General features: G+C 48.7%; 12 protein-coding genes. 5 read left to right on the forward strand and 7 right to left on the reverse strand.

Annotated elements, in window-relative coordinates; genetic code table 11:
• The first annotated feature begins 2 nt into the window (after positions 1–2).
• Entirely contained in the window at positions 3–923 is a 921-nt protein-coding gene (gene gluQRS, locus ACE3T3_RS04460; protein WP_374664569.1) for a tRNA glutamyl-Q(34) synthetase GluQRS, read from the forward strand.
• Here the strand turns inward: gluQRS and ACE3T3_RS04465 are convergent.
• From ACE3T3_RS04465 to ACE3T3_RS04495, 7 genes are all read right to left on the reverse strand, one after another.
• Positions 918–2,009: an MATE family Na+-driven efflux transporter gene (locus ACE3T3_RS04465; RefSeq protein ID WP_374664466.1), complete on the reverse strand. Its 1,092-nt coding sequence runs from the start codon at positions 2,007–2,009 to the stop codon at positions 918–920. The two genes, gluQRS and ACE3T3_RS04465, sit on opposite strands and share 6 nt — an antisense overlap.
• Positions 1,991–2,266 (reverse strand): hypothetical protein, encoded by a 276-nt coding sequence (locus ACE3T3_RS04470; protein ID WP_374664468.1) that lies wholly within the window; start codon positions 2,264–2,266, stop codon positions 1,991–1,993. The genes ACE3T3_RS04465 and ACE3T3_RS04470 overlap by 19 nt, the downstream gene beginning before the upstream one ends.
• An 87-nt stretch (positions 2,267–2,353) precedes the next feature.
• A complete protein-coding gene (gene ftsW, locus ACE3T3_RS04475) occupies positions 2,354–3,550 on the reverse strand; it encodes a putative lipid II flippase FtsW (protein WP_374664470.1) in 1,197 nt (398 codons plus the stop codon).
• A 21-nt stretch (positions 3,551–3,571) separates the two neighbouring features.
• Entirely contained in the window at positions 3,572–4,918 is a 1,347-nt protein-coding gene (gene murD, locus ACE3T3_RS04480; RefSeq protein ID WP_374664472.1) for a UDP-N-acetylmuramoyl-L-alanine--D-glutamate ligase, read from the reverse strand.
• A gap of 161 nt (positions 4,919–5,079) precedes the next feature.
• The gene (locus tag ACE3T3_RS04485) at positions 5,080–5,331 is read right to left on the reverse strand and encodes a DUF6587 family protein (RefSeq protein ID WP_374664474.1); all 252 of its coding nucleotides are present in this window, start codon (positions 5,329–5,331) and stop codon (positions 5,080–5,082) included.
• Between the two features lie 29 nt (positions 5,332–5,360).
• Positions 5,361–7,223, reverse strand: a complete 1,863-nt coding sequence (locus tag ACE3T3_RS04490; protein ID WP_374664476.1) for a ferrous iron transporter B — start codon at positions 7,221–7,223, stop codon at positions 5,361–5,363.
• Entirely contained in the window at positions 7,220–7,483 is a 264-nt protein-coding gene (locus tag ACE3T3_RS04495) for a ferrous iron transport protein A (protein ID WP_374664478.1), read from the reverse strand. Before ACE3T3_RS04495 ends, ACE3T3_RS04490 begins: the two co-directional genes overlap by 4 nt.
• 173 nt (positions 7,484–7,656) lie before the next feature.
• Between ACE3T3_RS04495 and xerD the strand changes: the two genes are divergently transcribed.
• The 4 genes from xerD to thrC all read left to right on the forward strand — a co-directional run bounded on the left by xerD (position 7,657) and on the right by thrC (position 12,119).
• On the forward strand, positions 7,657–8,574 hold the full coding sequence (gene xerD / locus ACE3T3_RS04500; RefSeq protein WP_374664480.1) for a site-specific tyrosine recombinase XerD: 918 nt from the start codon (positions 7,657–7,659) through the stop codon (positions 8,572–8,574).
• A 98-nt stretch (positions 8,575–8,672) separates the two neighbouring features.
• Entirely contained in the window at positions 8,673–9,488 is an 816-nt protein-coding gene (locus tag ACE3T3_RS04505) for a DsbC family protein (protein WP_374664482.1), read from the forward strand.
• 124 nt (positions 9,489–9,612) lie between these two features.
• On the forward strand, positions 9,613–10,917 hold the full coding sequence (locus tag ACE3T3_RS04510; RefSeq protein ID WP_374664483.1) for a homoserine dehydrogenase: 1,305 nt from the start codon (positions 9,613–9,615) through the stop codon (positions 10,915–10,917).
• Positions 10,918–10,979: 62 nt separating this feature from the next.
• On the forward strand, positions 10,980–12,119 hold the full coding sequence (gene thrC / locus ACE3T3_RS04515) for a threonine synthase (protein ID WP_374664485.1): 1,140 nt from the start codon (positions 10,980–10,982) through the stop codon (positions 12,117–12,119).
• Positions 12,120–12,199: the final 80 nt, after the last annotated feature.

A 12,199-nucleotide genomic window follows, 5' to 3' on the forward strand; every position in this document is an offset into this window, starting at 1 on the left:
TGATGTTATTCAATAATCCTTCCCTAACCTCTCCTTTGCCAAAGGAGGGGGACAGCAGGATGGCTTATGTGGGCCGGTTTGCGCCATCGCCCACCGGCCCTTTGCATTTTGGCTCTTTAATTACCGCTGTCGCCAGCTATTGCGACGCCCGCGCCCATCAGGGCAAGTGGCTGGTGCGCATTGAAGACACTGATATTCCCCGCATTTATCCCGGCAGCGAAGCGCATATTCTGCGCTGCATCGACGCCTTTCAGTTTGATCCCGACGCGGGCATCATTTTCCAAAAAGACCGGCTCGATCTGTATGAAGCCGTCATTGAACAGCTGCATCAGCAAGGCTGGGTCTATGCCTGCCAATGCACCCGCAAAATGCTCGGTTCCAATCATATCTATCAAGGCACTTGCCGTGATTTAGGCTTGGCGCTGCAAGATCAAGCGATTCGGGTCAAAGTGGATGCTCAGGAAATTTGCTTTACTGACCGCCTGCAAGGTACACACTGTTCCAATCTTTTACAGGATTTAGGCGATTTTGTGCTGAAACGCCGTGACGGCATTATCAACTACCAATTGGCTGTGGTGGTGGATGATTATCTGCAAGGCATGACCCATGTTGTGCGCGGCGCAGACCTACTCGACAACACAGAACGCCAGATTTGGTTAGGCCGGCTGCTCGGCTATCCAAAACTTGAATATATGCACCTGCCGCTGGCCATGAATGAGCAGGGGCAAAAGCTGTCTAAGCAGAACATGGCGCAGGCGCTTGATTTAACCCAAGCGCCTCAGCTGCTGCAGCAAGCACTGCAGGCCCTGCATCAAGCGCCTGTCGATCTGGATGCGCCACGCATCATGCTGCAGCAAGCGATTGCACAATGGGATATTGAACGGATTCCAAAAGGTACCGCACTCAAAGGAATATTTTTATAACGGCTTGACCGCTGCATGTTCTGCGGCTGATTTACCTTGCGGATGCCGCAGCCTAAGATACTGCATAAAGGTCACAAAACTGTCCAAGACCAAACTCAGCCCAAAAATAAGCAAGATATTGGGCAAGCTCACCGTAATCAGATTCATTCCATATAAGAGATAAACCGTACCGTAAAATAATCCATTGACTGCAATCGTCTGATACAAAATCAAATCGATACGCCCAATACCATAAAAGTACTGATCAAATACGCTATTCCATGCAAAAAGCATATAGCAGCCGATCATCCCGATCACCCAGTGTGTAATTTGCTGAGCATGCTCAATCCCCATCACCTGACGAATAAAGGTTTCCCACCATGGCATGGTACAAAACCAAAGTAAAATGACCCCAGTCATCAATACTAAATATGCTTTTATTCTGAGTGGATTCAAAGCCTGATGAACCGCCGCATCTTGCTTAACAAGCTGTGCAATGGCGAAAACCGGCAGCAATAACCAGCCCCAAATAAACTGATTCATTAACCAGAAATCACCCGAGCGCTCAGCCATATTGATCATTTTTAAAACAATCAGCGCAAAAACGATGTTTCGGATTCCCGACTCTATGCCGGAAATTGCAGCTTTTTGATAATAATCTTTGATCCAGGCATGGCCCTTCAAGCGGATCTGGCTCAAACGTATCCCTTGAGCATAAAGCGCTGCGCATGAAATGCAGGCCAAGATCAAACTCACCGCAATATTGCACAAAGCCACCCCAAACAAGCCCAGCTGTAAAGAAAAGCTGAAAGAACTCACCAAAACGCTGTCCAAAATCAAAATCAGCACGCTTTGCAAGATCAGCAGCAAATAGAGAAATTTATGATGATTTTTTAAAATCAGAATCAGCTGGAAATAACTAAACAGGCTGGAGAATAGAATCGCAACAGCTTCTAAACGGATATATTGAACCGTTTGCACATATAGCTGCGGGCTTTGCTGCATAAAGTGGACAGCGTCTGGCACATAGATGAAAAACAATAGCGTGACTGCCGCATAAACGGCAAAAAATAGGCTTAGGGTGGCGGCTATCCGCTGCCGCCACAACTCTTTATCCTGAACACCTGGCCTAAAATAAACGCCAACGGCAATAACAGGGCTTCATTCAGCACTTCATACAGCAAAGACATCCAGGTGACTTGCGCCGCAATATTGAACGCAGCGCCGTCTTCCATCTGGCCAATCCAGTAAATCCGGAATGTTGAATAAAGCAGCGGAATCAGGCTGCCAAGGGCCAAGAACAGCAATAATTGATAATTTATTCCTGCCAGCTCCTTCAAGAGCAGGAACTTCCCCTTTTTCATCTGCATCAGCGGCCAATATGAATCATAAAAAAACCTGCTGATATCTTACAATCAACAGGTTTTATATACTTATGTTTTTAAAGCAATTTAGAAGCTGGATTCTTCCTTGCTCGGGTTGGTCTGATTGGTGGTCGACTCAATTTTCAGCACCAGGCTCACCATGACAGCACAGATAATCAGGGATGAGCCGCCATAGCTGATGAAAGGCAGCGTTAAGCCTTTGGTCGGCAGCATGCCCATATTCATGCCGGCATTCACCAGAATCTGCAGCAGAAAAATAATGCTGATGCCATAAGCCAGATAGCCTGCGCGCAAGTACTGATTTTTCAGCGCGCGATGGCCAATTTTAATGCAGCACACCACCATGGTGAATGACAGCACCAATACCGTGGTAATGCCGAAAAAGCCGAATTCTTCGCCCAAAATCGCCAGCATGAAGTCAGTATGCGCTTCCGGCAGATACGACATTTTCTGAATGCTGTGGCCCAAGCCTACGCCAAACCATTCCCCGCGGCCAAAGGCCATTAAGGCATTCGACAGCTGATAGCCTGTGCCTAATGGGTCTGCCCAGGGATTGGTAAAGGACAGCGCGCGCTGCAAGCGGTAAGGCTCAAACACGATTGCTACCGCCAGGCCTGCAATAATGAAGGCCATAAAAGCAATGAACTGAATTGCGGGTGCACCGGCCAAAAAGAATACGCCCAGAATCATCAGGACGATGACCGCGGTTGCCCCTAAGTCGGGTTCCGCCAAAATCAGGCCGACCGTAATGATCATCACTGCGCCCAAGCGCATAAGGCCGGAAACACTGGTTCTCACCTCTTCCGCCCTGCGCACCACATAATCGGCAGTAAAAATCGCCATCATGACTTTGGCAATTTCCGAAGCCTGCAGGGTAAAGCCCGCAACCCGGATCCAGCGCGTTGAGCCGTTGACTTCCGTTCCGACCACCAGCACCGCCGCCAGCAGGCCAATGGTCAGCAGCCACAAAGGGAATGTGTTGTTAAACCAGACATTCATCGGCACCTTATAGACAAAGTAGGCCGCCGTGCAGGCCACAATAATTGAAATGCCGTGGCGTGTTAAATAGTGAAACGCATTTTCATGCAGGCGGTCTGCATACGGCATGGAGGCCGATGCCACCATAATCGAGCCGATGCACAGCAAAGCCAGTACGCAAAAAATCAGCACATTGCGCATATTCACTTCGGCAGGCAGACGCGGCGCCCACCGTTCATAGACTTCATTTATTTTACTGATGGTCGTCTGAGCTAAGCCAGCCATACAAGCTTCCTTATCATTCTTTTATGCCAGTGAATTGACGCAATCAACAAATTGATGACCGCGTTCGCTGTAACCTTTAAACATATCAAAACTTGCGCATGCAGGCGACAGCAAGACCACATCATTGGCCTGCGCATGCTGCCGGCAAATTTCAATGGCCTCCTGCAGCGATTCGGCATGCACCAATTCAGTAGTGCCGGCAATCGCTGTTTCAATAATTGGACGGTCTTCACCAATCAATACAGCCACTTTTGCATATTTCGCCAATGAGTCACGCAGCGCAGTAAAGTCCTGCCCTTTGCCTTGTCCGCCCAAGATAATCGCCACTTTGCCGCCTTTGGCTTCAATCGCAGCGCCCAAGCCATCAATTGCCGCCAGTGTCGCGCCAATATTGGTGCCTTTGGAATCGTTATAATAACGGACGCCATGCAGTTCTTTAACAAACTCACAGCGATGCTCTAGACCTTTAAAGGTTTTGAGAGTTTCCAACATGCCTGCAAGTGGCAAGCCAATCGCTTCACCCAAAGCCAAACAGGCCAAAGCATTGGCCACGTTATGGGTGCCTTGCATGTACATGTCTGCACTTTTCAGTAACCGTTCACGGCCACGTGCCAACCAAATGGTGCCATCGGTATCACGCAAAATACCAAATTGATTCATATCTGGCGCATTTAAGCCAAAGCTTTGCATTGGCGTGCTATCGGGTACCAATGGACGGGTCAATGAATCATCACGGTTAAAGACCACTTTTTTCACAGCTTGGAAAATACGGTGTTTGGCGGTGTGGTAGCCCATCATGTCGCCATGGCGGTCCAAATGGTCTTCACTCATGTTTAACACCACCGCCACTTCAGCCGCCAAGTTCGATGTGGTTTCCAATTGAAAACTTGAAAGCTCTAACACATAAAGCTCAGGATCATCTTTGGTTAAATCTAAGGCCGGACGACCTAAATTACCGCCAACCGCAACTTTTTTGCCGGCATCTGCGGCCATTAGGCCAAACAGTGTAGTGACGGTGCTTTTCGCATTCGAACCGGTAATCGCCACAATTGGCTTGTCGGTTGCACGGCGTAAAATTTGAATTTCAGACACCACCGGAATATTGGCTGCAAGCGCTGCCTGAATTTCAGGTAGTTTTGGGTCGAGTCCCGGGCTAATAATAATTTCTTCAGCTTGGAGCAATAAATCCTGATCAAGCTTGCCAAAACGGGTTTGGACTTCACTTGGAATTTGATCATGACCGGGCGGAACTTCACGTGAATCGGTCACTGCAACGCGGTAGCCATGGTCATGTAAGAAATTCACTGCGGAAACACCAGAGATACCTAAACCGGCAACAACCTTCAATCCACCACGCTGTATTAACATTTCTGCCCCATTTTTTGGTCTGTTTTTAAAACTGCCAAAATGTTAGCACTTTGCTGTTTTGAATGCCTTTTATGTTTTCACTTTCTCACAGTTTTTTTGTGTCCGCACGTAAAAAAACCGTCATTGTTATGACGGTTTTTTCAAGTTCGATACTTTTTCGTTTATTTCCATTTCACCGCTTGAACTTCAGGCTTTTTCGCTGATGGATTTTCTGCCGCAGAACAGCCGCATCCGCCTGCACAGCCAGCGGCCATTTTCGGTTTTAACCATTTGGCCAAACCCGTCCAGCCTTGACGTTCGCATGTTTGCGACAGAGAGCTGAAGACTGAATTTGATGTTTTTGGAAAAACCTTCTTAAACACCACGACAGCACTCCAGATCACCAAAGCAGCCACAATTAAAATTTCAATCATTTCAGTCTCCTTTTACCGATTCGGTAAAATTATCCAAAGTAGCGTGAAGCGATTTGATAAGTGAGGAAGGACATCAAATAAGCCAAGCCAAATAAGTAAATGGTCATGAAGCTGACGGTTTTCAATGAGCCTGTTTCACGTTTCACCGTTGCCAGTGTGGCCAAACAATGCGGCGCATAAATAAACCACACCAAGAGAGACAAACCAGTCGCCAATGACCAGCTTAAAGCGCCATCACCGCTGATGATCTGCGCCAAACCTTGAGATACCGCATCATCATCTGTTGCCGATAAGGCATATACCGTACCTAAAGCCGCGACCACGACTTCACGTGCCGCCATGGCTGGAATCAGTGCAATACAGATTTGCCAATTAAAGCCCAGCGGCGCAAAGATCGGCTGTAAAACATGCCCAAGCATCCCCGCCAATGAATAATCAATATCCGGCAAGGTTGCGCCTTCTGGCGGCTGTGGGAAGGTACACAAGAACCACAGTAAAATCGACAAGGCAAAGATAATGCCGCCGACACGCTTCAAAAAGATCTTGGCGCGATCCAATAGACCAATCCAAACGCTTTTAATGTCCGGAAAACGGTAACTTGGCAGTTCCATCAGCAGCGCATGCTGCGATTTATCTTTTTGGAAAAATTTCAGCACGGTTGCAACAATTAAAGCGCTCACAATTCCGGCCATATACAGCGCGAACAGCACCAGGCCTTGCAGGTTGAACACGCCCCAAACCATTTTTGCGGGAATAAAGGCTGAGATCAATAAAGCATAGACCGGCAAACGAGCCGAACAGGTCATCAGCGGCGCCACTAAAATTGTGGTTAAACGGTCACGCGGGTCGCTGATGCTGCGCGTCGCCATAATGCCCGGCACAGCGCAGGCAAAACTGGACAGCAATGGAATAAATGCACGGCCACTGAGGCCGGCTTTAAACATCAGCTTATCCAGCAGGAAGGCTGCACGCGGCAAATAACCGGATTCTTCAAGCACCAAAATAAAGAAGAACAGGATCAGAATCTGCGGCAGGAACACCACCACGCCGCCAGCACCGGCAATGATGCCATCGACCACCAGAGAGTTCAGCAGCGGATGTGAAATATGCTGTCCGATAAACTCACCCAACCAGGCAAAGCCTGCTTCAATCCCATCCATAAATGGTGCAGCCCAAGCAAACACTGCTTGGAAGATGATAAACATCATCACGGCAAGGCTGATAAGGCCCCAGACAGGATGCAGAAAAATTTTGTCCAAGAAATCTGAACGTTTATCTTCTTGGTCTACAAAGACCACAACATCTTTTAAAATCTGTTCAATTTTTTCGTGCTTGGAACCTGAAAGACTGGTGTCGCTCAGTTCAGTATCTGGCGTTCTGAATGTTTCGGCATCCAAAGCGCCCATTAAGTTTTCAATACCGGCATTACGCACAGCAACGGTTTCAACAATCGGAATACCCAAACGCTGTGACAGCTTGTGCGTATTAATTTGCATCCCACGACGGCGTGCTTCATCCATCATGTTCAACACAAGTAAAATTGGGCGTCCCAGCTCAATCATTTCCATGACCAAACCGAGGTGTAATTTTAAGTTGGTCGCATCCACCACACACAAGAAAGCGTCTTGATGGCCTTCTTCTACAATTTTACCTTGAACCACATCTCGGGTAATCGCTTCATCTGGACTGGTGGCATCTAAACTATAGGTGCCGGGTAAGTCCAGCACGCGCACAGGCTTGCCGGAAGGTAACGTGAATTGACCAACTTTACGCTCAACCGTCACCCCTGCATAGTTGGCAACTTTCTGGCGTGTTCCGGTTAAATGGTTGAATAATGAGGTTTTACCACAGTTAGGATTCCCAACGAGGGCAATACGTAAAGCATCACTCATTCTGATGCCCCTTCCATTGCTATTTCCACTTTTTCAGCTTCTATCTTACGGAGTGCGAAACGGGTAAACCCGACTTGAATTAAAATGGGGTCACCACCAAAAATTCCTTTGGTGATTACCTGTACTTTTGTACCGGGAACAAAGCCCAACGTCTCCAGACGGCTCGCTACTAAATCCGTCTGAGCATTGTTGCCATTCTGGTTACGATGCACCTTATGAATGACTGCGCTTTGTTTCACTTTCAAATCAGATAATCGCACGCATCTAACCCTAAAAAATTTTGAACATTATACAAGCAAATGAGAATAATTACCAAATCAGATTCGATTTCAATTCTCATTACCCAAGCCCGATTCGACAGGAAAAACAAATTGCTTTACATTGCATACAGCCCGCATTGATGCCAGGGCCAGCGTCAAGAAGTTGAATTTCAATGTTAAATAAAAAACCGCGCATTCCCGCGCCCGTAAGCATTCCTGAACAGCTGAGTTTTCTGCAGGGATTCAGAGACTTTTTAATTGCGCAAACGGTCAGCCCGCATACGCGCAATGCCTATTTGTCCGATTTGATTCAATGCAGCGCATGCTGCAGCGCCGCCATGCCCAATTGGAGCAGTGACGATATTTCCGATGTGCTGCTCAGCCTGACCAAGCAGGGCAAAAGCCCGCGCTCGATTGCCCGCACGCTGTCCGCATTGCGCTCATTTTTTAAATTTCTGCGTGAACAGAAACTGCGGGATGACAACCCAGTCAGCACGCACAAAACGCACAAACTGGGCCGCGCCCTGCCGAAAGATCTGTCGGAAGCCGATGTCGAAGCGCTGATCAATGCGCCCGATCTCTCTACGGCCTTAGGCCTGCGCGACCGCGCCATGCTGGAAGTGCTGTATGCCTGCGGGCTGCGGGTGAGCGAACTGCTGAATTTAAGATTGGATCTGATCAATTTGAAACAAGGCTATCTGCGCATTGTCGGCAAAGGCAATAAAGAGCGTCTGGTGCCTTTAGGCCAAATCGCCTGTGAGTGGGTCGGAAAATATCTGGCTGAGGCCCGCCCTGCGCTGTATAAGACCTCAACCGATTACCTTTTTTTGACCCAGCACGGCGGCATCATGAGCCGGCAGAATTTCTGGTACGCCATTAAGCGCTATGCCCTGCAAGCGCATATTCAGTCTGAGCTGTCCCCGCATACCTTAAGGCATGCCTTCGCCACGCATTTGCTGAACCACGGCGCGGACCTGCGTGTGGTGCAGATGCTGCTGGGCCACAGCGATTTATCCACCACGCAAATTTATACCCATGTTGCGCAAGTGCGCATGCAGCAGCTGCATGCCGCGCATCATCCGCGCGCTTAACGCATCCAAACCATATAAGACTAAGAAATTTTATGACAGCTGGATTTTTTGCTATGCTAACCCACCAGTTTAATAAAGCTAAAAGAAAAGGGTTATTCATGCTATTTACCCGTTCAACATTTTTTATTGCATGTACGCTTGCCGCTGGCATGGGGTTAAGTGCATGCTCAAAATCCGATAATGCTGAAGACAAGCAAGCGCCCTTAACCGCCAGTACGCCTGCGACGGGAGAAGCATCCACCCTGACTGAACGCAATGCGCAGCAGCGCTTGATCAGCACCCTGCAGGACGGCCTGAAAAAAGCCAATATCAATGCCAAAATTACCGATGCGCAGCCGACTGAAGTGCCGAATTTATATTGGGTCAGCTTTGAAGGCATGCCGTCTGTTTACGCAACTGCTGACGGCAAATATATTCTGCAAGGTGAAATTGTGCGCTTAGGCGGCAAGGAATTGCACAACGTCAGCCAAAACCTGCAGGCAGCCAATGCGAAGAAATTATTCGATAAGCTGAAAACTGAAGATCTCATTGTTTATCCAGCCAAAGGCAAAACCAAGCATGTGGTCTATGTGTTTACCGATGCCAGCTGCCCGTATTGCCACAAGCTGCATGAGCATATGGATGAAATCAACAGTAAAGGCATCGAAGTGCGCTATATCGCCTGGCCGCGCGGTGAACAGTTCATTCCGACAATGGAAAGCGTCTGGTGCAGCCCTGACCGCCGTGCCGCCCTCAATCAAGCGATTTCCGGCGCACAGCTGCCAGCCGCGAACTGCAAAAACCCGGTGCGCGACATGTACCAGATGGGCCTGAATATCGGCGTGAACGGCACACCGGCCATCTATACCGCTGACGGCGTTTATCTGGGCGGCTACATGGAGCCAGGTGAATTGGCTGAACGCTTAAATAAATAAATTTTATTGGTTAAATTACTGTTTTTTATAGATAGAGAGAAAGTTGTGAATCTCCTAGAGTCAGCGCATTTTTTTAGCTATGATCTAGGTTCGCTTATCGTTGATGAATATTATGGAGTGTGACGTGAAACCAGTTCGTCTGGCAATCCTCGGTCTAGGTACTGTGGGTGGTGGTGCCCTTAAACTATTAAAAGAAAATGCTGCTGAGATTAAACGTCGCACCGGTCGTGAAATTGAAATTACCCATGTCGGCACGCGCCGCCCGCGCCCGGATTTAGATCTGCCGGCATCGGTAAAGCAAAGCGCTGACTTGATGGACATCGTGCGTCAGCCGGATGTGGACGTGGTGGTTGAAGTCATGGGCGGCATTCATCCTGCTTATGAAGTCATCGCTGAAGCGATCAAGTACGGCAAGCAAGTCGTCACTGCCAACAAAGCGCTTCTAGCGGAATACGGCAATGAGCTGTTTAAGCTGGCCGATGATCATCACGTGCAGATTGCTTATGAAGCGGCGGTTGCCGGCGGCATTCCGATTATTAAAGTCATGCGTGAAGGCCTGGCAGCCAACCGCATTGACTGGCTGGCCGGCATCATCAACGGTACAGGCAACTTTATTTTGACCGAAATGCGTGAAAAAGGCCGCGCATTTTCTGATGTGCTGAAAGAAGCGCAAGAATTGGGCTATGCCGAAGCAGACCCGACTTTTGACGTTGAAGGCATTGACGCTGCGCATAAACTTACCCTGTTGGCCTCGATTGCATTCGGCATTCCATTGCAGTTTGACAAAGTCTTCACCGAAGGCATCAGCAAAGTCACTGCGCAAGATGTCAAATATGCTGAAGACCTGGGTTTCCGCATCAAGCATTTAGGCATTGCGCGCCGCGCGGAACATGGCATTGAGCTGCGTGTTCACCCCACTTTGATTCCGGAAGATCAGCTGATTGCCAATGTGAACGGCGTGAAAAATGCCGTCTTGGTTCAAGCCAATGCTGTTGGTCCAACTCTTTACTATGGCGCAGGCGCCGGTGCAGGTCCAACGGCTTCTGCGGTTGTCGCTGACGTGGTCGATATCGTCCGTGATATTTCCTATACCGAAGACGGCGCAGGCACCATTCCGCAGCTTGCCTTTGAAGCGCTGGCGGATCTGCCGATCCTGCCGCGTGAAGAAATGACCACTGGCTACTACATCCGCATTAATGCCGAAGATCAAACCGGCGTTCTTGCTGATGTGACCACAATTTTAAGCCGCGCCGGCATCAGCATTGACGCGATCATGCAGCAGTCGCGCTTAAAAGACCTTATTCCTATCGTGATTCTGACTGATCCAGTCAAAGAATCAAAAATGGATGAAGCCCTTCAGCAAATTCAAGCATTGCCCGTCATTCATGGCGAAATTGTACGAATTCGTTTAGAATCGCTTGATAATTAATCGGGTCGAGGGGAATATTTCCGTTCCTCTCGCCAAGCTCTACACACAATTGGAACATCATCATGTCGAATGCCAATCGTTATACTGGTTTAGTTGACCGCTATCGCGACCGTTTACCCGTATCTGCAACTACTCGCGCAATCTCTTTAGGCGAAGGCAACACGCCGCTGATTAAGCTTGAGAACATTCCACGCATTATTGGTAAAGATGTTGAAATTTATGTGAAGTACGAGGGCTTAAACCCGACTGGTTCATTTAAAGACCGCGGCATGACTATGGCTGTGACTAAAGCAGTCGAAGAAGGCTCTAAAGCCATCATCTGCGCATCTACAGGCAACACTTCAGCCGCTGCGGCAGCGTATGCTGCGCGTGCAGGCATCAAAGCTTTCGTTTTGATCCCGGAAGGCAAAATCGCCATGGGTAAAATGGCGCAAGCGATGATGTACGGCGCGGTAACCATGCAAATTCACGGCAACTTTGATGACGGCATGCGCCTCGTGAAAGAAGTTGCAGACCAGGCGCCGGTAACGATTGTGAACTCAATCAACCCATACCGCCTGCAAGGTCAAAAAACCATTGCATATGAAATCGTGGATGAATTGGGCCGCGCACCGGACTACCACTGCTTGCCTGTAGGCAACGCCGGCAACATCACCGCGCACTGGATGGGTTATACCGAAGCGGTTGCCAACCAGCCGAAAGAGCAGTTTGAACAAGTGGTTTATGATCCTGAAACAGATCAATTCACAGGTCCAAAACCTGCCGGCTTACCGATCATGGCAGGCTATCAAGCGTCTGGCGCTGCGCCATTCCTTCGCGGTGCTCCGGTTGAAAACCCAGAAACGGTTGCAACAGCGATTCGTATCGGCAACCCGCAAAGCTGGAATCACGCCAAAGCCGTTGTACGTGATTCAAACGGCTGGTTTGATGAATTAACCGATACGGAAATCTTAGAAGCGCAGCGCCTACTTTCGATGTACGAAGGTGTCTTTGTTGAACCTGCTTCTGCAGCTTCAGTCGGCGGCGCAATCCGTGACATTAAAGCAGGTAAAATTGCGGAAGGTTCTGTGATTGTTTGTACTGTAACCGGCAACGGCCTGAAAGATCCGGATACAGCAATCAAGCAATGCCAAGACGCAGTAATGCTGTCGATTGATGCCACCATGGATCAAGTCCGTGATTCAATTCTGTCAAATATGTAATTGATATTTTGACCGAATAAAAAAAGCCCTGCAATGCAGGGCTTTTTTTATGGCTTCCGTCTCATCAGCATTTAAACGTT

This window comes from Acinetobacter sp. (genome assembly GCF_041919735.1).
Lineage (GTDB): Bacteria > Pseudomonadota > Gammaproteobacteria > Pseudomonadales > Moraxellaceae > Acinetobacter.